This is a genomic window from Pseudomonas sp. ARP3 (genome assembly GCF_001029595.1).
Lineage (GTDB): Bacteria > Pseudomonadota > Gammaproteobacteria > Pseudomonadales > Pseudomonadaceae > Aquipseudomonas > Aquipseudomonas rhodesiae.
Genome location: NZ_LEKF01000002.1, coordinates 317412 through 341333 on the forward strand (window position 1 = coordinate 317412; position 23922 = coordinate 341333).

Below are 23922 nucleotides of genomic sequence, written 5' to 3' on the forward strand. Positions count from 1 at the left end.
ATTTCGGGGTGCGATCCTAACCCACTCACTGCCGGTCACAAAGGTTTCACGGGTAATTGTTATTGCGCATGTCAGAAAAACCCCACAACGCGACGATCCAGCACAGGGGGTAGACACGCGCCCAGGTCATGAAGGCAGATAACTGTTGTGTAAGCAGTTATGACTTTCAATCGATTTCCGCCAGCCAGTCCGTGTCCTTGAACCACTTGTCATGCAGGCGATCGTAGGTGCCGTCCTGGGCGACCTGATTCAAGAAATGATTGATCCAGTTGAGGCTGTCGAAGTCGCCTTTCTTCAAACCAAAGGCCAGCGGTTCGAAGGTGAACGGCTGCTCCAGCAAGAGCAAAGCACTGTTTTCCGCACGGCTCAGGGCGATCAGGTTATAGGGCGCATCGTGGATAAACGCATCGGCCTTGCCATCCACCACGTGGCGCACACCCTCCTCCGGGGTGGCGAAACGGCTCAATCGCGCCGCCCCCAAAAAGCGCCGCGCCGCGGCTTCGCCGGTGGTGCCTTCGGTGGTGGCGATGCGGTAATGGGGATCGTCCAGGTCTTCAACACTGGTGACCTTGCCGACCAGGCTGGGATGCAGCAACACGGTTTGGCCTACCACAATGAAGGAGTCGCTGAAGTTGAGCTTCAGGTTGCGCTCCTGGGTCACGGTCATGCCACTGCCGATCATGTCGAACTTTCTGGCCAGCAACCCCGGTACCAACTCGGTGTAAGGCACCGAGACCAGTTCAAGCTCCACGCCCATGGCCTGGCTCATGACCGTGAGCAGGTCAATTTCAAAGCCGACGATACGCCCCTGCTTATCGGTCATTTCGAAGGGCACATAGGTGGGAGTGGTGCCCACTTTCAGCACACCGCGCCGTACAGCATCGTCTATAGCGCCTGCCTGCACGTCCTGTTGTACCCAGGCGACGGCGCTCAGCAGCAACGCCGCACAATACCTTTTGATCATGAATCCCCCTGTGGCCGAAACGAATTGGGGGGCGATCCTATCCCAGCCACGGGCACGTCAATACGCCCTTGGCAGGGGTATTTTGTTTCGAAATTACAAGGAGTTAGCTAGCTTTTGGAGGGAAAGAAATCGTTGTAGGAAAAGCGCTTGAAACACCCCCGAGGTAAGCCCTCGGGGGTGTTTGAATCAGGCCGGTTGGGCCTGGGACGACAGCGGTTGCAGAGGCAGCAACGGCGCGTGCGGGTCAGCCTTGATCGACTCACGCCAGGCGGCGAGCCACTCGGCGTGCCCTTCGCTCCAGACCAGCTCGTGCAGGCGGGCCAGGGCCACCGGATCACTGAGCAAGGCCACACGTTCGGCATTGTTGAGGCCGGCGGGGCCGACTTTCAGCGCATGGCGCACGCGTTCGGCACGCAGGTACTCGATCGGCTCGGCCTGACCGTGACGCGACGTCGCCAAGGCACAGGCCAGGGCGTTCTGCTGCGGGTCGACCACCGAGCGCACGAAGCCGTCGTGCAGGGCGTGCCAACGGTTTTCGTGGGTGTACTTGTCGGTCGACACCAGCGCCTGGGGCGGATTGTATTCCTCAGGGATCAGGAACAGGCTCTCGTCACGGGACTTGAGGCCCAGGTTCACCCGACTGGAGATCACCGACACCGGGATCGACAACATCAGCGACCCGACAATCGGCACCAGCCACCACAGGAAGCTTGGGTTCAACCACACCACCAGCAGGGCCCACAGGAAGCCCAGCAAGGTTTGCGTGCCGTGGCGCTTGAACGCTTCACCCCAGGTGGTGGAGTCGTCATCACGCTTTGGCGAATTCCAGGTCGCGGCCCAGCCGAGGAACGCGGCGAGCACGAAACGGGTGTGGAAAATCATCCGCACCGGCGCCAGCAGCATGGAAAACAGCATTTCCAGCAGCATGGACATCGTGACCTTGAACTTGCCGCCGAACTCCTTCGCGCCTTTGGCCCAGATCAGGATGATGCTCAGCAATTTAGGCAGGAACAGCAGCACGATAGTGGTGGAGAACAACGCCACTGCTTTGTCCGGATGCCATTGCGGCCACAGCGGGTACAACTGGCGCGGCGCCATGAAGTACTGCGGCTCCATCAGGGTGTTCACCGCCAGCAACGCGGTGGACAGCACCAGAAACAGGAACCACAACGGCGCCGACAGGTAGGACATCACGCCGGTCAGGAACACCGCACGGTGCACCGGGTGCATGCCTTTAACCAGGAACAGACGGAAGTTCATCAGGTTGCCGTGGCACCAGCGACGGTCACGCTTGAGTTCGTCCAACAGGTTCGGCGGCAGTTCTTCATAGCTGCCCGGCAGGTCGTAGGCAATCCACACGCCCCAGCCGGCCCGACGCATCAGCGCCGCTTCTACGAAGTCGTGGGACAGGATGGAACCAGCGAACGCGCCTTTACCCGGCAACGGCGCCAGGGCGCAGTGCTCGATAAACGGCTTCATGCGGATGATTGCGTTGTGACCCCAATAGTGGGATTCACCCAGCTGCCAGAAGTGCAGGCCAGCGGTGAACAGCGGGCCATATACACGAGTGGCGAACTGCTGCATGCGCGCATACAGGGTGTCCATGCCCGACGCACGCGGCGCGGTCTGGATAATCCCGGCATCCGGCGTGGCTTCCATCAGGCGCACCAGGCTGGTCAGGCATTCGCCGCTCATCACGCTGTCGGCGTCGAGGACCACCATGTATTTGTAGTCACCGCCCCAACGACGGCAGAAGTCGTCGAGGTTGCCGCTCTTACGTTTTACGCGACGACGGCGACGGCGATAGAAGATCTTGCCGAAGCCACCGGCTTCGCGGCACACGTCGAGCCAGGCCTGCTGCTCGGCGATGCAGATGTCGGCGTCGTTACTGTCGCTGAGCACGAAAAAGTCGAAGCGGTCCAGGTCACCGGTCGCGGCCACCGATTCGAACGTGGCGCGCAGGCCGGCGAATACCCGGGGCACGTCTTCGTTACAGATCGGCATCACCAGCGCGGTGCGAGCGTCTTTCGGGATCGGCTCGTTGCCGGCACTTTTACCGGAGATCCGGTATTTATCGTGGCCAGTGAGCAACTCCAGGAAGCCCATCAGCGCTGTCCAGAAACCGGCCGACACCCAGCAGAACAAAATCCCAAACATGATCAGGATGCTGGTTTGCAGGGCGTAAGGCAGCACCTGGGTGGCGGTCTGCAGCAGGGTCTGATTGCGGATTTCGTCGAAGTCCACCAGCGACCAGCCCTGGTACGGCATGATGCCTTTCATGTACCAGCCGGCCACGATGGTCTGGCCGAGCATCAGCACCAACAGGATATAGCGACGGATCGAACCGACGGTGCGCCAGCGCGCGGCCGGCAATACCCGTTCATCCTTCGGCGGTTTGGGCGGGTTGCTGCGCCCGGTGAGGCGGCGCCAGCCGCGCACCAGAATATTGGTGCGCCACGGCTCCGGCACCACCCGGGTGCGATGGATCGGCGGCGTGGCTTTGAGGCATACGCGACCGGCAGCATCGACCGCAAGCATTTCGGCGTCTTGCAGCTCTTCGGCCGTGCTGAGGGTCAACCGGCGACCCACCGACGCTTGAGCGGCGTCGACCGGTTCGTCGAAGGTCGCGGACGACAGGCGTTGATGCAATTCGGCGAAGGAGGAGCAGCCCGCCAGTTCGGCGCGCTGCTCTGCAGTCATCGGAAGATGCGCCAGATACTCGGACAGAGTCTCTGGCTGGACTTGAGAATTACTCATCGGCAGGCAACTGATAGCTCCAGGTTTCGGTCAGGACCTGTTCGGTCTTGATCGGCTCCGGCGTGGCTGGGACAGCTTCTGGCTGCTTGGCTTCCTTGTCTTTGGCGTCTTTCTTGGCCTGTTTCTCGTGTTGCTTGGCCAATACCTTGTCGGCCTTGAGGACCTGGGTCGACACATGCTCAGGCTCTGGCTGAGCAACGTCCTGCACCAGGGCGGCACGCATTTCGGTCGGTTTGCTCGGGTCCTTGATCTTCATGCGCAGGGTCAGGCGCCAGCCTTTGGTGTGCTCGTTGTAACGCACGCTGTTTTCAACCAGTTCAGCGTTGTCACCCACGCTCACCTGGCTGCGCACAGGCGCGTCCGGCAGCAGTTTCTTCAGGGACGGGCCTTCGAAGTCCACCAGGTAAGCGACGCTGCCATCCGGCTGACGGATCAGGTTGGATTGCTTGACGTCACCGGTGGAACGCAGGGTCTGCTTGACCCAGGCACTGTCCGGCGAATGGAACGCGGCGTCGTCCAGAGTCCAGTGCAGGCGGTAGGCTACGTCCAGCGGCTGACCGACTTCCGGCAGTTTTTCCGGGCTCCAGAACGCAACGATGTTGTCGTTGGTCTCGTCGGCGGTCGGGATCTCAACCAGGTCCACGGAGCCCTTGCCCCAGTCGCCTTCAGGTTCGATCCAGGCGCTTGGGCGCTTGTCGTAGTTGTCGTCCAGGTCTTCGTAGTGGCTGAAGTTGCGACCACGTTGCAGCAGGCCGAAACCGCGCGGGTTCTCTACGCTGAAATTGCTGACCGACAGGTGTTTAGGGTTGTTCAGTGGACGCCAGATCCACTCGCCGTTGCCGGCATGGATCGACAGACCGCTGGAGTCGTGCAGTTCGCGACGGTAGTTGAGCACTTTGGACGGCTGGTTCGCGCCGAACAGGAACATGCTGGTCAGCGGGGCCACCCCGAGTTTGCTGACCTTGTCGCGCAGGAACATCTGGGATTTGACGTCGACCACAGTGTCGGTGCCCGGACGCAGGATCAGGCGATAGGCGCCGGTCGCGCGCGGCGAATCCAGCAGGGCAAAGATCACCAGGTGCTTGTCACCCGGCTTTGGACGCTCGATCCAGAACTCGGTGAACCGCGGGAATTCTTCGCCGGACGGCAGCGCAGTGTCGATCGCCATGCCACGGGCGGACAGGCCATAGACCTGGTCCTTGCCCACGACGCGGAAGTAGCTGGCGCCGAGCATGGTCATGATTTCGTCTTGCTTGTCGCTCTTATTGATCGGGAACAGAACACGGAAACCGGCATAACCCAGTTGTTCGGTGGCCTTAGGATCGAATTTCACATCACCGAAATCGAAACGCGACGGGTCGTATTTGATTTCCTGAACGCTGTCAGCGGTGACTTCGTTGATTTTCACCGGCGTATCGAAGTGCATACCCTGGTGATAGAAGGACAGCTTGAACGGGGTGTTCTGATCGGCCCACTCGGCTTTTTCATTGCGGAAACGAATTTTCTGATAGTCCGCAAACTTCATTTCGCGGAATTCGTTCGGCAGATTGCTGCGCGGAGCTTCGTACTTCTGCCCGGCCAGCTCTTTCGCCTTGGCCGACACATCATCCAGACTGAATGCCCACAGTTGACCCGCGCCGAACAGGCAAAACAGGGCAGAGCCCGTCACCAGTGCGTTTCGTAACCGTTTGGCAGACAATTTTGGTGCATTACAGGGACTAACAATCACGAGCAACCCTCGCCGAAAACAGATCAAAAAACCAACGGCCAGCTATCTATATGCCAGGTTGGCGAGCATTGTTCCGACTCCCCTGGGTCAAAATGATTCCCCAATGGTTGTCGGACAAGTCTCTACCTAAGTCAAAAATGGACCAAACAACGCTGATCCCCGTAGCGCGCGATTATCTAGTAGCCCGCGAGACAACGCATCAGGGGCAACGAAGTATTTGTAGCGAAATCCTGCGTTTTTAAGCATTAAAAGTCGTTTTCAATACATTCACGTCTGCAAGAGGAAGGTCACAGGGCCATCATTGACCAAATGCACCTGCATATCCGCGCCAAAACGCCCCGACGCCACCCTGCCATGCAATTGTTGCGCTTGTAACAGCAAGTGCTCAAAAAGCGCCGCTCCCAGGGCCGGAGGGGCCGCCGTGGAGAAGCTGGGCCGCAAGCCGCTCTTGGTATCCGCCGCCAGGGTGAATTGCGAGACCAGCAGCAAACCGCCGTCAATGTCCTTGAGCGACAGGTTCATCTTGCCTTCGTCATCGCTGAACACCCGATAGTTCAGCAACTTGTGCAGCAATTTGTCGGCACTCTCAGGGGTATCTGAAGGCTCGACGGCCACCAGCACCAGCAACCCCTGATCGATGGCCCCTACGATTTCACCTGCTACCTCGACCCGGGCACCACGCACCCGTTGCAGCAGCCCCTTCATGCTTCTTCAGGCGGCAGGTCGAGCAAACGCCGGGCCATTTCGCCGGTCGCGCGCACCAGCGCGTCGGTGATGCCAGGCTCGGACGCCGCATGCCCCGCCTCGCGGATCACCTGCAGCTCGCTGTTGGGCCACGCCTGGTGCAATTCCCAAGCGTTATCCAACGGGCAGATCATATCGTAGCGCCCATGGATGATTACGCCAGGCAGGTGCGCAATCTTATGCATGTCACGGATCAGTTGGTTGGGTTCCAGGAACGAGTGGTTAGTGAAGTAATGGCACTCGATGCGCGCAATCGACAACGCCCGCTGCGGCTCGGAAAACCGCTCCACATGCTGCGGGCTCGGGCACAAGCCGAGCATGCGCCCTTCCCAGCCGGACCACGCCTTGGCCGCGTGCATCTGGGCGATCTGGTCGTTACCGGTGAGGCGCTTGTGATAGGCCGCGATCATGTCGTGACGCTCATCGGCCGGGATCGGCGCGATGTAGTCCTGCCAGTAATCCGGGAACAAGCGACTCGCGCCTTCCTGATAGAACCAGTGGATGTCCTGCGGACGGGCCAGGAAGATGCCGCGCACGATCAGGCCATGCACGCGCTCGGGATGGGTTTGCGCGTAGGCCAGGGCCAGGGTCGACCCCCAGGAGCCACCGAACAGCACCCATTTATCGATGCCCAGGTGCTCGCGGATGCGCTCCATGTCGGCGACCAGGTCCCAGGTGGTGTTGTTTTCCAGGCTGGCGCGTGGCGTGGAGCGACCGCAACCGCGCTGGTCGAAGGTTACGATGCGGTACAGGTTGGGGTCGAAATAGCAGCGGCTCTGGGCGTCGCAACCGGCGCCAGGGCCACCATGGATGAATACAACGGGCAAGCCTTCGGGAGAGCCACTTTCATCGACGTACAGGGTATGGGTGTCATCGACGGCCAGATCGTGCCGGGCGTAGGGTTTGATCTGCGGGTACCAAGTCTGCATTGCGCGCTCCGTAGGGGGTCGGGTTCATCCCTGGGGGGACGTCTATTATTCTGCCGTCTGGCACTATAAACCCGAATTGTGCAATGAGCATGTCCTTGAGCGCTTAGACCTGTGTCAGCCCTTCGCTCCCCAGGTAAGCAAGGCTTGGGATGAGGGCTTGGCAGTGGTGAGCGGGCTCGCTCACCACAGAGTTATTTCAACCTTTGAGACTTATGTAGATACCTATGGCTATCGGGGGCAAGCCCCCTCCCACAGTTGGAACTGTATTTGGCTTAGGGTAAGGCCAACGCTGTAGATCCTCCCTAGCCGTAGCGCTTGCGTCCCCAGTCCAACAAACCTTCGAGCAACTGCTTCAATACCACTCGCGTCGGCTCAGCCAGGTCCGCGCGGTACTTGAACGGTTCGAACTCCTCCATATAGGTGCTCTGGCACAACTCCAGTTGCACGGCGTGGATATTCTCGGCCGGGTTGCCGTAATGCCGGGTGATATGCCCGCCCTTGAAGCGCCCGTTAAGCACATGGGTGTACTGCGTGTGCCTGGCGCAAATGGCTTCGAGCTGGCCGGCCAGTTCCGGGTCGCATGCCGCGCCGTTGAAGGTGCCGAGGTTGAAGTCCGGCAGTTTGCCGTCAAACAGATGCGGGATCACCGAGCGAATCGAGTGCGCATCGAACAGCAACGCATAGCCGAACTCAGCCTTGAGCCGCGCCAACTCTTCTTGCAGCGCGCGGTGGTAGGGGCCCCAGATTTTCTGCAGGTAGGTCGCCCGTTCCTCCTCGGACGGCTCCTGGCCTTCGACAAACAAAGGCACGCCATCGAACAGGGTTTTGGGGTACAGGCCGGTGGTGGCGCCGGCATACAGCGGCGTGTCGTCGGACGGTCGGTTCAGATCGATGACAAACCGCGAATACTCCGCCGACAAGGTGCTGGCACCCAATTGCTCGGCAAAGTCATACAGCAAAGGGATATGCCAATCGGTGTCCGGCAGGCTCTGCGCCTCGGGGATCAGCCCGGCCTTTACCGCAGGCGTGAGGCGCAGCCCGGCGTGGGGCATGCTGATCAGCAGCGGTGTGCGGCCTTGCTTGAAGTTCAGAACGTTATCCACAACGGTACTCCTTAAACGTTGACATCGACGCCATGGCGCACGACGCGTTTATCCAGTTCGCCGCCCAGCCAGTAAGCCAGGTCGGCCGGACGATCGATCTGCCAGGCGACAAAATCCGCGACCTTGCCCACTTCCAGCGAACCATGTGTGTCGCCCATGCCCAGCGCGCTGGCCGCATGTTGGGTAGCGCCGGCCAGGGCTTCTTCCGGGGTCATGCGGAACAAGGTGCAGGCCATGTTCAGCATCAGGCGCACAGACAGCGCCGGCGAGGTGCCGGGGTTGAGGTCGCTGGCGATGGCGATTTTCACACCGTGCTTGCGCAGGGCCTCCATGGGCGGCAACTGGGTTTCGCGCAGAAAGTAGAACGCCCCTGGCAGCAGTACCGCGACGGTGCCGGCGGCGGCCATAGCGATGGCGTCTTCTTCGGTCATGAATTCCAGGTGATCGGCGGACAACGCTTGGTAACGCGCCGCCAGGCTGGAGCCGTGCAAAGAGGACAACTGTTCGGCGTGCAGCTTCACCGGCAGGCCGAGTTGCTGCGCGACGTCAAACACTCGCGCCACTTGTGCCGGGGAAAACGCCAGGTATTCGCAAAACGCATCCACCGCATCCACCAGGCCTTCGGCCGCCAGGGCCGGCAGCATCTCCTGGCAGATATGCTCAATGTAGTCGTCGGCGCGGTCCTTGTACTCCGGCGGCAAGGCATGGGCGGCCAGGCAAGTGGCGCGCACGCTGACCGGCAGCGCCTCACCGAGACGGCGAATCACCCGCAGCAATTTGCGCTCGCTGGCCAAATCGAGGCCGTAGCCGGATTTGATTTCCACCGTGGTCACGCCGTCACGCAACAAACTGCGCAGGCGCTTATGGGCGCTGGCGAACAGTTCATCTTCACTGGCGGCGCGGGTGGCGCGTACGGTGCTGGCAATCCCACCGCCCTGCGCCGCGATCTCGGCATAGCTCACGCCTTCAAGGCGTTGCTCGAACTCACCGCTGCGATTGCCACCAAACACCGTGTGGGTATGGCAATCGATCAGCCCAGGGGTCACCCACGCGCCTTGCAGATTATGAACCTGGGCGTAATCCACGCTGGGCGCCTGGCTGCGCGGGCCGATCCACTCGATCAGCGAACCGGCGGTGACCATGGCCGCATCCTCGATGATCGAGTACTTGCCCTGGGCCATGGTTGCGACGTGGCAGTGTTGCCAAAGGGTTTTCATCCGACACTCCTTGGGTTACAGGCTCGGCAGCAACTGGCCCGGGACCAGCTCATTCAGGCAGCGGCTGGCGAGCAGTTCGCTGGCGGCGAGGATGTCCGGGGCGAAGAAGCGGTCCTTGTCGTAAAACGCCACTTGGCTGCGGAGGATGCCCCGGGCCTTTTCCAGCTTGGGGGAGGTTTTCAAGCCTTCGCGCAGATCCAGGCCCTGGCACGCCGCCAGCCATTCCACGGCAAGGATGCCACGGGTGTTTTCGGCCATTTCCCACAGACGCTTGCCGGCCGCCGGAGCCATCGACACGTGGTCTTCCTGGTTGGCCGAGGTCGGCAGGCTGTCGACGCTATGGGGATGGGCCAGCGCCTTGTTCTCGCTGGCCAATGCGGCGGCGGTGACCTGGGCGATCATGAAACCGGAGTTGACCCCGCCATTGCCCACCAGGAACGGCGGCAACTGGGACATGTGCTTGTCCATCATCAGCGAGATACGTCGCTCACTGAGTGAACCGATTTCGGCGATGGCCAGCGCCATGTTGTCGGCGGCCATGGCCACCGGTTCGGCATGGAAGTTACCGCCGGAGATCACATCACCCTCGGCGGCAAAGACCAGTGGGTTATCCGATACGGCGTTGGCTTCCACCACCAGCACTTCGGCAGCCTGGCGCAACTGGGTCAGGCAGGCGCCCATCACTTGCGGCTGGCAACGCAGGGAATACGGATCCTGCACCTTGTCGCAGTTCTGGTGCGACTGCGACACCTGGCTGCTTTCGCCCAGCAGATCACGGTAGGCCGCCGCCGCATCGATCTGCCCACGCTGACCGCGAGCCGCATGGATGCGCGCATCGAACGGCGAGCGCGAGCCCAGCACCGCTTCCACGGTTAGACCGCCGCACGCCAAGGCACCGGCGAACAGGTCTTCACCTTCGAACAGGCCACGCAAGGCATAGGCGGTGGACACTTGGGTGCCGTTAAGCAGCGCCAGGCCTTCCTTCGCCGCCAGGGTCAGCGGCGCAAGGCCAGCGACCTTGAGCGCGTCTTTTGCTTCAAGCCATTCGCCTTTGTAGCGCGCCTTGCCTTCGCCGAGCAGCACCAGAGACATGTGGGCCAGGGGCGCCAAGTCACCGGACGCGCCCACGGAACCTTTCAACGGAATATGCGGGTAGACCTCGGCGTTGATCAGCGCGATCAGTGCATCGATCACCACGCGACGGATGCCGGAGAAACCACGGCTGAGGCTGTTGACCTTGAGCACCATCACCAGTCGCACCAGTGCGTCGCTGATCGGCTCGCCGACACCGGCGGCGTGGGACAACACCAGGGAGCGTTGGAGGTTTTCCAGGTCTTCGCTGGCGATGCGCGTGGAGGCCAGCAGGCCGAAGCCGGTGTTGATGCCGTAGGCGGTGCGGTTTTCGGCGAGGATTTGCTCGACACAGGCCACGCTGGCGTCGATCTGCGCCGATGCGCTGGCATCCAGGCTGAGGGTTACCGGCTGCTGGTAGATAGCCCGCAGTTGGGCGAGGCTCAGTTGGCCCGGAATCAGGTTTAGCGCAGTCACAGTGATGCTCCTTTGGAATTATTGTTCAGTGCAAATGGGGAAATGCTTGATGCAGCAAAGCGCTGTCCTTGAGCAGTGCGGCGGCGGTCGCAATGTCCGGCGCCAGCCAGCGGTCCTGCTCATAGGGCGGGATCTGTTCGCGCAGCAAACGCCAGGCACGCTCGGTGCCGGTGCCGAAGCGCTGGTTTTTTAGAAATTCAAAAGCCTGGGCCGCCAGCAAGTACTCGATGGCGAGGATCTGGGTCACGTTGGCCAACACCTGGTGCAGCTTGAGCGCGGCATTGGTGCCCATGCTGAGGTGGTCTTCCTGCAGGCCCGAGGTGACGAAATTGTCGAGCACCGCCGGCTGCGCCAGTTGGCGATTCTGCCCACACAACGACGCGGCGACGTACTGCACGATCATCATGCCGGAGTTGACCCCGGGGTTGCTTACCAGAAACGCCGGCAGGCCACTGACATGGGGGTTGATCAAGCGATCCAGGCGGCGCTCGGCCACCGAGCCGATTTCGGCCATGGCGATGGCGAGCATATCCGCCGCCAGCGCGACCGACTGCCCGTGAGGGTTGGCCTGGGACACCACGCGGTAGTTGTCCGGTGTGCCGAGCACCAGTGGGTTATCGGTGACGCTGTTGAGTTCGGTCTCGATCTGCTGGGTGGCGTGCGCCACCTGGTCACGCGTCGCACCATGGATTTGCGGGATCGAGCGCAGGCTCAGGGCATCTTGGGTGCGTATGCCCTGGCTGGCGGCGATCACCTCGCTGCCGTCGAGCAACGCGCGCAGGTTGGCGCCCACCAACTGCATGCCTGGGTGGGGCTTGAGGGCGATAATGGTTGCGTCGAACGCATCGAGCTGACCGCGCTGGGCCTCGAAGCTCATGGCGCCGATCACGTCGGCCCACTGCAGCAGATGATGGGCATCGGCCAGGGCCAGGCAGCTCAGGCCGGTCATGCACGGCGTGCCGTTGACCAGGCACAGACCGTCCTTGGCGCCAAGCTCAACGGGCTGCAAACCTTCGGCCAGCAAGGCTTGCTGCGCCGAGACAATGCCGCCGCGATAGCTCACATTGCCGACACCCAGCAACGCCACGCCGACGTGGGCCATATGGGTCAGATAACCCACCGAACCCTGGGACGGCACCTGCGGGGTGATGCCATGGTTGAGCAGCGCCAGCAGTGCCCCCACCACTTGAGGGTGCAGGCCGGAATGGCCGTGGCTGTAGTTGACGAGGGCCGCGCAGATGATCGCGCGGGTCTGTTCGTCGCTCAGCACCGGGCCGACGCCGCAGGCATGGCTAAGCAAGGTATTGCGCGACAATTGGCTGAGTTGCTCGCCTTGCAGCGACACATTGCACAGCGCCCCCAGCCCGGTGTTCACGCCGTAGGCGCGCTCACCGCTGCTGACGATGCGCTGCACGATGGCCTGGGCGTTATCGATCCGCGCCCAGGCCTGGGTCGACAGTTCGAGCCGCGCGCCATGGCGGGCCACGGCGACCACGTCCTGCCAGCGCAATGGCGTGTCGGCGATGGTGATTTTTGGTGCCTGGGACATTGTTGACCTCTTCATATTCTCTACAGCTTTGCCGGCCTCATCGGGGGCAAGCCCCCTCCCACATTGGGGCAGTGTGAACCCGATCAAATGTGGGAGGGAGCTTGCTCCCGATAAGGCCAGCAGCCTCACCACAGGATCTGGGTCAGACTACCGCCGCCCGCCGCTGAACGAACCTATCTACATACTCATCCGCCGGCGAATGCAGGATCTCGCGCGGGGTGCCGACCTGGATCAGCTTGCCGTCCTTGAGAATCGCGATGCGGTTGCCGATGCGCACGGCTTCGTCGAGGTCGTGGGTGATAAACACGATGGTCTTGTGCAGGGTCTTCTGCAGCTCCAGCAACTGGTCCTGCATCTCGGCGCGGATCAGCGGGTCGAGGGCGCTGAAGGCTTCGTCCATCAGGATGATGTCGGTGTCGGCCGCCAGGGCACGGGCCAGGCCCACCCGTTGGCGCATGCCGCCGGAGAGCTGGTGCGGGTATTTGTTTTCGTAGCCCTTCAGGCCCACGGTGTCGATCCAGTGCAGCGCGCGCTCGGCGCACACCTGCTTGCTTTCGCCGCGCACCTTGAGGCCGTAGGCGACGTTGTCGAGCACGTTTTTGTGAGGCAGCAAGCCGAAGCTCTGGAACACCATGCTGATCTTGTGGCGACGGAATTGGCGCAGGGCTTCCATGTCCAGTTGCAGGATGTCTTCGCCGTCCACCAGGATCGCGCCGCTGGTGGGGTCGATCAGGCGGTTGAAGTGGCGCACCAGGGTCGACTTGCCCGAACCGGACAGGCCCATGATCACAAAGATTTCGCCAGTGCCGATGCTCAGGGACAGGTCGTTGACGCCGACCACGCAGCCGGTCTCGGCCAGTACCTGGTCCTTGGTCTTGCCCTGGCCGATCAGCGAGAGCGCGTCCTTGGCGCGATTGCCGAAAATCTTAAAGACGTTTTTTACTTCGATTTTGCTGACAGTAGTCATTTGCTCGCCTCATGCCGTGGACGACCGTAGGCCTGGGTGATGCGGTCGATGACCACTGCGAGAATCACGATTGCCAACCCGGCTTCGAGGCCACGGCCGACGTTGAGGGTCTGGATGCCGACTAATACATCTTCACCCAGGCCACGGGCGCCGATCATCGAGGCGATCACCACCATCGACAACGCCATCATGGTGGTCTGGTTGATACCAGCCATGATGCTCGGCAGCGCCAGCGGCAGTTGCACGCCGAACAGTTGCTGCCAGCGGTTGGCGCCGAAGGCGTTGATGGCTTCCATGACTTCGCCGTCGACCTGGCGAATGCCCAGGTCCGTTAGGCGAATCAGCGGCGGCGCGGCGTAGATCACCGTGGCGAAAATCGCCGGCACTTTGCCCAGGCCGAACAGCATCAGCACCGGGATCAGGTACACGAAGCTGGGCATGGTTTGCATGATGTCCAGCAACGGCATCAGCACCGAACGCAGGCGATTGCTACGTGCCGACAAGATGCCCAGCGGGATGCCGATCAACACCGAGATCACCGTAGCGACCAGCATCAGCGCCAGGGTCTGCATCAGTTTGTCCCATAAGCCGACGGCGCCTACCAGGAACAACAACCCAACGATCACCGCCGTAGTCAGCACTTTACGGGTGGCGTGCCAGGCAACGGCGCCGACAATGGCCAGCATCAACCACCAGGGCGCGGCGCGTAGCAGGCCCTCCAGGTTGACGATAGCCCATAGCAGGGTGTCGGAGATGTGCCGGAACACATCGCCGTAGTTGGTGACCAGTGAATCCACCCAACCGTTGACCCAGTCGGCGATGGAAAAGGTAAAACTCTCAGGAAACATAGCGTGCTCTCGATCCAGTGGGGTGTGGCCAGGCGCCCGGCTGCCTCTCAGGGTAGCCGGGCACGCTCGACCTACAAGGCCGCGTCGATTTTCTTGGCAGCCTCGTCGCTCACCCAGGCGTGCCAGACTTCAGGGTGTTCCTTGAGGAAGATTTTGGCCAGCTTCGGCGACTCGATGCGCTCCTTGGCCATGCGGCCCAGGTTCTGGTTCAGCAGGTCGATCGGCAGGTTGACCTTTTCCAGCACGGCCACCAGTTCCGGCGCTTGCTCGTGGAAGGTCTTGGACAGGCCCACCTTGATACTCACGCTCTTATCCACACCGGGTTTTTCTTCCAGTTTCACCAGGTCGACCTGGCCCATCAGCGGCGTCGGCGACCAGTAGTAGAACAGGATCGGCTCGCCGCGCTTGTAGCTCGACAGCACTGCCGCGTCCAACGCCGGGCCGGTGCCTGGGCGGAAGTTGGTGTAGGAACTTTCCAGGCCGTAGCTCTTGAGCATTTCGCTGTTGTCCAGCTCGCAGGTCCAACCGGCCGGGCAGTTGTAGAAACGGCCTTTGGACGGCTCTTCCGGGTCCTTGAACACGGCGGCGTACTGGCCCAGGTCAGCGATGTTTTTCAGGCCCGGCGCCTTGGCTTCCAGCTTGCGCTTGGCGTCGCCTTCGACCACATAGCGCGGCACGTACCAGCCTTCGACAGCCCCCACCACCGGAGCACCGACGCCAACCACTTTGCCGGCCTTCTCGGCCTTGTTCCACACTTCGCTGCGGCCGACCCACTCTTCGGCGAACACCTGGATATCGTTGCTGCTCAGGGCGTTTTCCATGGTGATGGAGTTACCCGGCAGGCTATCGGTTTTGCAGTCGTAGCCTTTTTCCAGCACGGTTTGCAGGATATCGGTTAGCAACATGCCGCTTTCCCAGTTCAGGCCGGCGAATTTCACCGGTTTGCCGGACTCGCACCAACCGGCCGCCTGGGTGGCGCCGGCGCTGGCCAGCAGGCCCAGGGAAAGCACGGTGGTCAGCAGGGTCTTGTTCGATTTCATTGTGTGACGCTCCTAATCATGAATGGGCTTACGGCAGTCAAGAGGCATCCAGCCCTGTCCACGTCCAGTCAGGCCTGCGCCGCAGCGCGACCGGTCCCGCTTGTTTTAGGTTGTACAACGCTGCTCTGCTCAGGCGGCAGAATCAGGTGATCGGGCACGGCGGCGTGCCATTTTTTCGCGCACAGGTAGTACAGCGCGCCCGGCACGACCAGGCCGATGATCCAAGAAATATCCACGCCACCGAGCACATCCACCAGCGGGCCGGTGTAGAACTTGGTGGAGATAAACGGCAGTTGCACCAACACACCGAACACATAGACGCTGATCCCCAACAGGTTCCAGCGACCGTAACGGCCATTCGGGTCCGCCAAGGCCGGCACGTCATAGCGCTCACGGGTGATGCAGTAGTAGTCCACCAGATTCACTGCGCTCCAGGGCGTGAAGAATGCCAGCAGGAACAGGATGAATGACTTGAACGCCCCCAGGAACGAGTGCTGGCCGAGCAAGGCGATCAAGGTCGCCGCGCCGACAATCGCCAGCACAAAGGCCAGGCGCTGCCAGTGCGTAACCCGCAGGTGGCCGCGAAAGCCGCTGATGATGGTGGCGATGCACATAAAGCTGCCGTAGGAGTTCAAGGTGGAGATGGTCACCTTGCCGAACGCGATGCTGAAGTACAGCAGCGCCGCCGTGGCGCCGGTGCCGCTCAGGCCGACGATATAGGCCACTTCATGACCGGCGAACTGACCGTTGGCCGACGCAGCAGCGAACACGCCCAGAACCATTGCCACCTGGGCGCCGATCACCGAACCGGCACCGGCGGCAAAGAAGGTCTTCACCGACGACGTCCGGCTTGGCAAGTAGCGCGAATAGTCCGCCACGTACGGGCCGAACGCGATCTGCCAGGACGCGGCCAGGGACACCGCGAGCAAGAAGCTGCTCCAGCTGAAGTGGCGAATCTGCAGAAGCGCGCCCACGTCGGTCTGGCTCATCAAACGGCTGAACAGGTACACGAAGGCGATCACCCCCATGACACTGGCCACGCGCCCGATAAAGTGGATCACGCGGTAGCCGAGCACCGTGACCAGCACAATGACGCTGGCGAAGATCAGAATGCCGACGCTGTCGCTGACCCCGAACAGCTGGCCCAGCGCCTGCCCGGACAGCACCGTGCCGGTGGCGGTGAAGCCCAGGTACATCAGGCACACCAGCACGATCGGAATGGCCGCGCCGTAGACACCGAACTGCACCCGGCTGGAGATCATCTGCGGCAGCCCCAGCTTGGGGCCTTGCGCCGCGTGCAACGCCATCACGCCACCGCCCAGCAGTTGGCCGATCAACAGACCGATCAACGACCAGAACACATCACCGCCCAACACCACGGCCAGGGCCCCGGTGACGATGGCGGTGATCTGCAGGTTGGCGCCCATCCACAAGGTGAACTGGCTCAAGAGACGACCGTGTCTTTCCGCTTCCGGGATGTAATCGATCGAACGCTTTTCGATCAACGGGGTGGTTGCACGCGTGTCAGCCATTTACTTTCAACCTCTGATGGATTGTCTTGGGTTCGCTGCCGATCAACGGTGGGAGAGGACTCGGCCCCTCCCACATTGGGTTACTTGATCATCGGAAGATTGAGGCCCTGCTCTTTGGCGCAATCGATAGCAATCTGGTAACCGGCGTCTGCGTGGCGCATCACCCCGGTGGCCGGGTCGTTGTGCAGCACGCGGGCGATGCGCTCGGCCGCTTCGTCGGTGCCGTCGCAAACGATCACCATGCCCGAGTGCTGCGAGAAGCCCATGCCGACGCCGCCGCCGTGGTGCAGCGAAACCCAGGTGGCGCCGCTGGCGGTGTTGAGCAAGGCGTTGAGCAGCGGCCAGTCAGACACGGCGTCGGAGCCGTCCTGCATGGATTCGGTTTCACGGTTCGGGCTGGCCACCGAGCCGGAGTCCAGGTGGTCGCGACCGATTACCACCGGTGCCGACAGCTCACCGCTGCGCACCATTTCGTTGAACGCCAGGCCGAGCTTGGCGCGCTGGCCCAGGCCGACCCAGCAGATACGCGCCGGCAGGCCCTGGAAACTGATGCGCTCGCGGGCCATGTCCAGCCAGTTGTGCAGGTGCGCGTCGTTGGGGATCAGCTCTTTGACTTTGGCGTCGGTTTTGTAGATGTCCTGCGGGTCGCCCGACAGCGCCGCCCAGCGGAATGGGCCAATGCCACGGCAGAACAGCGGGCGGATGTAGGCCGGTACGAAACCTGGGAAGTCGAACGCGTTTTCGACGCCCTCTTCCTGGGCCATCTGACGGATGTTGTTGCCGTAGTCGAAGGTTGGGATGCCTTGCTTCTGGAATTCCAGCATGGCTTTGACGTGCACAGCCATCGACTGCTTGGCGGCCTTGATCACGGCGGCGGGTTCGGTCTTGGCGCGGGCGCGGTACTCGTCCCAGGTCCAGCCAGCAGGCAAGTAGCCATTGAGCGGGTCGTGGGCGCTGGTCTGGTCGGTGACCATGTCCGGGCGCACGCCGCGCTTGACCAGTTCCGGCAGGATTTCCGCTGCGTTACCCAGCAGCGCGATGGAGATGGCCTTGCCTTCCTGGGTGTACTTGGCGATGCGGGCCAGCGCGTCGTCGAGGTCGGTGGCTTGCTCGTCGACGTAACGGCTGTTCAGGCGGAAATCGATGCTGACCTGCTGGCACTCGATGTTCAGCGAGCAAGCACCGGCCAGGGTCGCGGCCAGCGGCTGCGCGCCGCCCATGCCGCCGAGACCGGCAGTGAGCACCCAACGGCCTTTGAGATTGCTGTCGTAATGCTGGCGACCGGCCTCGACGAAGGTTTCGTACGTGCCCTGGACGATGCCCTGGCTGCCGATATAGATCCAGCTGCCGGCGGTCATCTGACCGTACATGGCCAGGCCCTTGGCATCCAACTCGTTGAAGTGTTCCCAACTGGCCCAGTGCGGCACCAGGTTGGAGTTGGCGATCAGCACGCGCGGGGCGTTGCTATGGGTCTTGAACACGCCGACCGGCTTGCCGGATTGCACCAGCAGGGTCTCGTCGTCGTTCAGGTGGGTAAGGCTCTCGACGATCTGGTCGTAGCACTCCCAGTTGCGCGCGGCACGGCCGATACCGCCGTACACCACCAGCTCTTTCGGGTTCTCGGCCACTTGCGGGTCGAGGTTGTTCATCAGCATGCGCAGCGGCGCTTCGGTCAGCCAGCTTTTGGCGGTGAGCTTGTTACCGCGGGCGGCGCGGATTTCAACGTCACGGTATTTTGTAGGCTTGGTCACAACTCAAACTCCTCGGCGATCGATGCGCGAACAGGGATGGTGCAAAGCAGGGTCTTACGCACACATCTTTACTTGTACATACAAGCATATGCAATCAAGCGGCCAACTTTCCGAGCGAGATGTTTGGTTATTTTTTGAAAGCGCGTGAGAGCCTTGGAAATTAAGGCTTCAAGGGATGATGAAATTTCTTACGAAGACGTTTTATTGCGCGGGAGGTGAGGCACGACAGCGGGGTTTTGCGCCATGCTGGGGCGTTCGGTAACAAATTGGTGCGAGGCCTGGAAACAGATAGCAAGAACAGTGAGAAACAAATATGGGAGGGGCTTGCCCCCTCCCACATGTTTAACCGCGCGGGGTCAGTTCGATGATGCAGCAGCGACCCGTGACGGAAATATCCAGCAGGCCGCTGTTACCGTCCACTTGCAGGCAGTCGTGATGGCCCAACACCTGGTCCAGCACCTTCACTTCATCCGCAACACTGAACACCAGCACGGTTTGCGCAGTACTGAAGAAGTGCTGCACACCATCCACCCACTGCAACCGTGCATGGTAACGCTGGGGCGAGTAGATCAGGTTGAAGTCGCGGATCGGCCCGGTAATCAAGCGGCATGAAACCTGGCTGTCGCCCTTGAAGGCGAACGGTTGCAACGGTAACAACCCGCGCTGCTCCTCACCATCCACTGTCAGCACCATGCCTGCGCCTTTGATCACGGTGATCACACGCTGGTAACCGGCAAAGGTGGAAAACCCGCCCGACTCGCCGATATCGGCAATCGACAGGCGCCAGCCGAAGCCTTCCAAGCCCTCGCCAGCATCGCGGGCGATTTCTTCGGTGCTGCCGCCGCCGTTCTTCCACGGCATGCGCACGTATTCGGTGGCGCGCCAGACTTTTACTGCACTCATTTGCTGAAACGTCCTTCCAGGCTGTGACGGGAACCGGGGTGGATTAAGCGTGCGGCGGTCACCGGTTGGCGGCCTGACCAAGTGCGACGACGAATCAACAGGCACGGCTCGCTGGGTTCAATCTGCAGCAGCTGGCATTCAGAAGCGTCGGCAAGAATGGCTTCCACCACATGCTCGCCTTCGGTCAGCGGCGCTACCTGGTTGAGGTACGCGTAGGGGGTTTGCAGGGTGAAATCCTGTTGCAGGTATTGCGGTGCGACCAGGGCGTTGACGAAACGGTCTTCGATTTGCACGGGTATGTCGTTTTCGTAATGCACGATCAACGAATGAAACACCCGCCCGCCTTCGCGCATTTCCAGGGCGACGGCGCGCTCGGAACCGGCGGCCTCCTCGCCTAGGGTGATGACCTGACAGGTATGCCGGTGGCCACGGGAGGCGATTTCATCGGCGATGTTGTGCACTTCGAACAGCGCCGACTGGCTTTTCGGCTCGGCGACGAAGGTGCCGACGCCCTGCATGCGCACCAACAGACCTTCGGCGGTCAGCTCGCGCAGGGCGCGGTTGATGGTCATGCGGCTGAAGCCCAATTGGCTGACCAGCTCGCTCTCCGATGGCACGCGATAGTGAGGCGGCCAGTTACCGTTGAGGATTTGCTGGCTGATCATGTGTTTGACGCGGGCATACAAGGGCGCCGGACTTTCGTCCATGTGGGCAGCCAGCGAAGAGTTGGCGGGCGGAGTCGGCACGGGGGATCCTTGCAGTAGGAAAAGATGCATAGATTGCCGGAGTTTACCGAGCAGGCAAACGTCTGTATATGTATATACAAATAAACACACGACCGGGGTGCTCTAATCATGTCCGCTTTCTTCGCCGAACGCGCGCTGCTGCCTAGTGGATGGGCCAACAATGTACGTCTTGAGGTCAGCGCCGACGGCCTGCTGACCCATGTTGAGTCCAATGCCAGTGCAGACCATGCCGAACGGCTAAGAGGCCCGGTGTTGGCGGGTATGCCCAACCTGCATTCCCACGCGTTCCAACGCGCCATGGCGGGCCTGGCGGAAGTGGCCGGCAACCCGAACGACAGTTTCTGGACCTGGCGCGACCTGATGTACCGCATGGTCGGCAGGATCAACCCGGAGCAACTCCAGGTGATCGCACGTCAGCTGTATATCGAAATGCTCAAAGCGGGTTACACCTCAGTCGCCGAATTTCACTACGTGCATCACGACACCCAGGGCCAGCCCTATGCCGACCCCACGGAACTGTCGCGACAAATCAGCCAGGCGGCCGCCGCCAGCGGCATCGGCTTGACCTTGCTACCGGTGCTCTACAGCCATTCCGGGTTTGGCGGCCAGGCGCCGAATGACGGGCAGCGGCGCTTTATCAACAGCACGGAAAACTACCTGGATCTGCAAGCGCGACTGCAACCGATCCTGACGGCACAACCGGCGCAGCATTTGGGCTTGTGCTTGCACTCCTTGCGCGCCGTCACGCCACAACAGATCAATGAAGTTCTGGCCGCCAGCGACAAGGCATGCCCGGTGCATATCCACATCGCCGAGCAACAGAAGGAAGTCGACGACTGCCTGGCCTGGAGCGGCAAGCGCCCGCTGCAATGGCTGTATGACCATGTTGAAGTCGATGAGCGCTGGTGCCTGGTGCACGCCACTCACGCCAACGCGGATGAAGTTAAACGCATGGCCAAGAGCCGCGCGATTGCCGGCCTGTGCCTGACCACCGAAGCGAACCTGGGCGATGGGATTTTCCCGGCGGTGGATTTTCTTGCACAGGGCGGGCGCCTGGGGATTGGCTCCGACAGCCATGTGTCGTTGAGTGTGGTCGAAGAGCTGCGTTGGCTGGAATACGGCCAGCGTCTACGAGATCAGCGACGCAACCGCTTGTATCGCAGCGATCAGCCGATGGTTGGGCGCACTTTATTCGATGCGGCACTGGACGGTGGCGCCCAGGCGCTGGGACAGCCGATAGGCCGGTTGGAAGTGGGTAAACGCGCGGACTGGATCGTGCTGGACGGCAATGATCCGTACCTGGCAACCGCCACAGAGGATGGCATTCTCAATCGCTGGTTATTTGCCGGCGGTGATCGCCAGGTGCGCGATGTGCTGGTCAACGGCCAGTGGGTGGTGCGCGATGGGCGGCATGCTGGGGAGGAAGATAGCCGCCGTGCATTCACGCAAGTCCTGAAGGATTTGTTGGGCTAACCGGTAGCCCATAACCAATGTGGGAGAGGGCTTACCCCCTCCCACATTTTGTAGCGATCCAGGGTTACTGCGAACTCTTGGCCATCTGCTTGTCCGGCGTACGCCAGATCAATCGGGTGGTGTCGTACCCTTGCTGACGCGCCCTGCTCAGCAGGTCTTCGCGAGTGTCGGCATTCACCGTCGGCGTGCGCGAGAGAATCCACATATAGCGACGGCTTGGGCTGCCGACGATGGCGGTCTTGTAGTCATCGCTGACGTACAACACCCAGTAATCGCCCTTGGCGACGCCCGGTAACAGCGCGGTGAACCAGTTATTGAATTCGACCCAAAGCTTATCGGTCTTGCCCGGCACTTGCGGCGTGGCCGTGCCTCGGGCTTCTTCCCACTTCCACTCGTTGGTTAGGCAACGGTTGAACACCGACATGTCGCCATCAGGCAGCAAGGTGTAGCGGGCTTCGGATTGTGCGCAGTTGCGCTGGAAGTACATCGGCAAGCGAGCCAGCTCATACCAGGTGCCCTGGTAGCGATGCAGATTGACGTTGCTCGCGGTCTTGGGTTGCAGATCATCGCCAGAATGACTGGCGCAGCCCGCCAAAAACAGGCTGGCACAAAGAAACAAAACAAAACGCATCATTCTTCTTCTCCCGTAGGCTCTCGCCCCGGTTTACTTCAGGCCTTGCCCGGAAAACATCAGAACCTTGTCACCGGCATATTGAACGCTGATAAAGCTGTTTTTATCGCCCCAGGTGCAGCTGGACATGCCCAGTGCGCCGGAACAATCCGTTGGCTTACCCAATAGCGACTCCACCTCGGCCTTTGGCATCCCGGCCGACAGCTTTGCGTAGTTCTCTTGGTTGACCTTGCTGCAAGCGGCCAACACAACACAAAAAGTCAGCAGGGCGAGACGGCGTAACGACATGGGGAAACTCCTGGAGGGGCGAAGCGGCTTGGGTATCTGCCAGAAGCTTAGAAGGGAAAAGAGGTGTCTGGTTCCCGACGGACGAAAACAAAAAAAGCCCCGAAAACGCTGAAACGTTTCGGGGCTTCTTTAAGGGTGAACCGGCTCACAACCACACCGGTTACCGGTCGCAGCAGGTCACTGCTTGTGGTAGGCCGTTACGCGCTCAACCTCTTCCTTCGAACCCAGGAACACCGCCACACGCTGGTGCAGGCCCTCGGGTTGGATGTCGAGAATGCGCTGGTGGCCGTCGGTAGACGCACCGCCCGCCTGCTCGACCAGGAACGACATCGGGTTGGCTTCGTACATCAGGCGCAGTTTGCCCGGCTTGGACGGCTCGCGGCTGTCGCGTGGGTACATGAACAGACCGCCACGGGTGAGGATACGGTGCACGTCGGCCACCATCGCCGCGACCCAGCGCATGTTGAAGTTCTTCTTCAACGGGCCTTCTTCGCCTTCCATCAACTCGCTGACGTAGCGCTGTACCGGGGCTTCCCAGTGGCGCTGGTTGGACATGTTGATCGCAAATTCCTGGGTGGACGCAGGGATCGAGATGTCCTCGTGGGTCAACACGAAGCTGCCCATTTCGCGGTCCAGGGTGAAGCCTTTGACGCCATCGCCCAGGGTCAGTACCAGCATGGTCTGTGGGCCGTAGATCGCGTAACCGGCGGCGACCTGCTCGGTGCCTGGCTGCAGGAAGGCCTTTTCGTTCAGCGCTTCGTTCTGGCTCAGGTATTCGTTCGGGCAACGCAGCACCGAGAAGATGGTGCCAACCGGCGCGTTGATGTCGATGTTGGACGAGCCGTCCAGAGGGTCGAACACCAGCAGGTAGGCGCCTTTCGGGTATTTGCCGGGAATCTGGTAGGCATTGTCCATTTCTTCGGACGCCATGCCGGCCAGGTGACCGCCCCATTCGTTGGCTTCAAGCAGAATCTCGTTGGACAGCACGTCGAGTTTCTTCTGCACTTCGCCCTGCACGTTTTCAGTGCCCATGCTGCCCAGGACACCGCCCAGAGCGCCTTTGGACACGGCGTGGCTGATTTCCTTGCAAGCACGCGCCACCACTTCGATAAGGAAGCGCAGATCGGCAGGCGTGTTGTTGCTGCGGGTCTGCTCGATCAAATAGCGACTCAAGGTAACGCGGGACATGGAAGGCTCCGATGA

At 61.3% G+C, this 23922-nt stretch carries 20 protein-coding genes; 1 reads left to right on the forward strand and 19 read right to left on the reverse strand.

Annotated features, from left to right (window positions below):
* Positions 1-166: 166 nt before the first annotated feature.
* The 16 genes from ABX75_RS03255 to hutC form a co-directional block, all read right to left on the reverse strand.
* A complete protein-coding gene (locus ABX75_RS03255; protein WP_034095474.1) occupies positions 167-964 on the reverse strand; it encodes a transporter substrate-binding domain-containing protein in 798 nt (265 codons plus the stop codon).
* A gap of 186 nt (positions 965-1150) precedes the next feature.
* The gene (gene mdoH, locus ABX75_RS03260; RefSeq protein WP_034095473.1) at positions 1151-3721 is read right to left on the reverse strand and encodes a glucans biosynthesis glucosyltransferase MdoH; all 2571 of its coding nucleotides are present in this window, start codon (positions 3719-3721) and stop codon (positions 1151-1153) included.
* Entirely contained in the window at positions 3714-5393 is a 1680-nt protein-coding gene (locus ABX75_RS03265; RefSeq protein ID WP_219730119.1) for a glucan biosynthesis protein G, read from the reverse strand. The genes mdoH and ABX75_RS03265 overlap by 8 nt, the downstream gene beginning before the upstream one ends.
* A gap of 324 nt (positions 5394-5717) precedes the next feature.
* On the reverse strand, positions 5718-6155 hold the full coding sequence (gene dtd, locus ABX75_RS03270; RefSeq protein ID WP_034095472.1) for a D-aminoacyl-tRNA deacylase: 438 nt from the start codon (positions 6153-6155) through the stop codon (positions 5718-5720).
* Entirely contained in the window at positions 6152-7123 is a 972-nt protein-coding gene (gene pip, locus ABX75_RS03275; RefSeq protein ID WP_034095471.1) for a prolyl aminopeptidase, read from the reverse strand. Before pip ends, dtd begins: the two co-directional genes overlap by 4 nt.
* 302 nt (positions 7124-7425) lie before the next feature.
* Positions 7426-8226, reverse strand: a complete 801-nt coding sequence (hutG, locus tag ABX75_RS03280) for an N-formylglutamate deformylase (RefSeq protein WP_034095470.1) — start codon at positions 8224-8226, stop codon at positions 7426-7428.
* 11 nt (positions 8227-8237) lie between these two features.
* Positions 8238-9443, reverse strand: coding sequence for an imidazolonepropionase (gene hutI, locus ABX75_RS03285; RefSeq protein WP_034095469.1), 1206 nt, complete (start codon positions 9441-9443; stop codon positions 8238-8240).
* 15 nt (positions 9444-9458) lie between these two features.
* Entirely contained in the window at positions 9459-10991 is a 1533-nt protein-coding gene (gene hutH / locus ABX75_RS03290; RefSeq protein WP_034111397.1) for a histidine ammonia-lyase, read from the reverse strand.
* 25 nt (positions 10992-11016) lie between these two features.
* Positions 11017-12540: a histidine ammonia-lyase gene (hutH, locus tag ABX75_RS03295; protein WP_047881452.1), complete on the reverse strand. Its 1524-nt coding sequence runs from the start codon at positions 12538-12540 to the stop codon at positions 11017-11019.
* 142 nt (positions 12541-12682) lie between these two features.
* Positions 12683-13507 (reverse strand): glycine betaine/L-proline ABC transporter ATP-binding protein, encoded by an 825-nt coding sequence (locus ABX75_RS03300; RefSeq protein ID WP_052202157.1) that lies wholly within the window; start codon positions 13505-13507, stop codon positions 12683-12685.
* The gene (locus ABX75_RS03305; RefSeq protein ID WP_034095466.1) at positions 13504-14355 is read right to left on the reverse strand and encodes a proline/glycine betaine ABC transporter permease; all 852 of its coding nucleotides are present in this window, start codon (positions 14353-14355) and stop codon (positions 13504-13506) included. The genes ABX75_RS03300 and ABX75_RS03305 overlap by 4 nt, the downstream gene beginning before the upstream one ends.
* Positions 14356-14426: 71 nt before the next feature.
* On the reverse strand, positions 14427-15395 hold the full coding sequence (locus ABX75_RS03310) for an ABC transporter substrate-binding protein (protein WP_034095465.1): 969 nt from the start codon (positions 15393-15395) through the stop codon (positions 14427-14429).
* 68 nt (positions 15396-15463) lie between these two features.
* Positions 15464-16927: a cytosine permease gene (locus ABX75_RS03315; RefSeq protein WP_034111393.1), complete on the reverse strand. Its 1464-nt coding sequence runs from the start codon at positions 16925-16927 to the stop codon at positions 15464-15466.
* 80 nt (positions 16928-17007) lie between these two features.
* Positions 17008-18678 (reverse strand): urocanate hydratase, encoded by a 1671-nt coding sequence (hutU, locus tag ABX75_RS03320; protein ID WP_034095463.1) that lies wholly within the window; start codon positions 18676-18678, stop codon positions 17008-17010.
* Positions 18679-19020: 342 nt separating this feature from the next.
* Complete coding sequence (locus ABX75_RS03325; protein ID WP_034095462.1) at positions 19021-19581, reverse strand: HutD family protein; 561 nt, start codon at positions 19579-19581, stop codon at positions 19021-19023.
* Positions 19578-20288, reverse strand: a complete 711-nt coding sequence (gene hutC, locus ABX75_RS03330; RefSeq protein ID WP_371263978.1) for a histidine utilization repressor — start codon at positions 20286-20288, stop codon at positions 19578-19580. The genes ABX75_RS03325 and hutC overlap by 4 nt, the downstream gene beginning before the upstream one ends.
* Before the next feature lie 147 nt (positions 20289-20435).
* Between hutC and ABX75_RS03335 the strand changes: the two genes are divergently transcribed.
* The gene (locus ABX75_RS03335; RefSeq protein ID WP_047881453.1) at positions 20436-21800 is read left to right on the forward strand and encodes a formimidoylglutamate deiminase; all 1365 of its coding nucleotides are present in this window, start codon (positions 20436-20438) and stop codon (positions 21798-21800) included.
* A 64-nt stretch (positions 21801-21864) separates the two neighbouring features.
* Here the strand turns inward: ABX75_RS03335 and ABX75_RS03340 are convergent, their stop codons facing one another.
* From ABX75_RS03340 to ABX75_RS03350, 3 genes are all read right to left on the reverse strand, one after another.
* Positions 21865-22434 (reverse strand): lipocalin family protein, encoded by a 570-nt coding sequence (locus ABX75_RS03340; RefSeq protein WP_034095459.1) that lies wholly within the window; start codon positions 22432-22434, stop codon positions 21865-21867.
* A 30-nt stretch (positions 22435-22464) separates the two neighbouring features.
* Positions 22465-22719, reverse strand: coding sequence for a lipoprotein (locus ABX75_RS03345; RefSeq protein ID WP_034095458.1), 255 nt, complete (start codon positions 22717-22719; stop codon positions 22465-22467).
* A 177-nt stretch (positions 22720-22896) separates the two neighbouring features.
* A complete protein-coding gene (locus ABX75_RS03350) occupies positions 22897-23907 on the reverse strand; it encodes a class 1 fructose-bisphosphatase (RefSeq protein WP_034095457.1) in 1011 nt (336 codons plus the stop codon).
* Positions 23908-23922 lie beyond the last annotated feature (15 nt).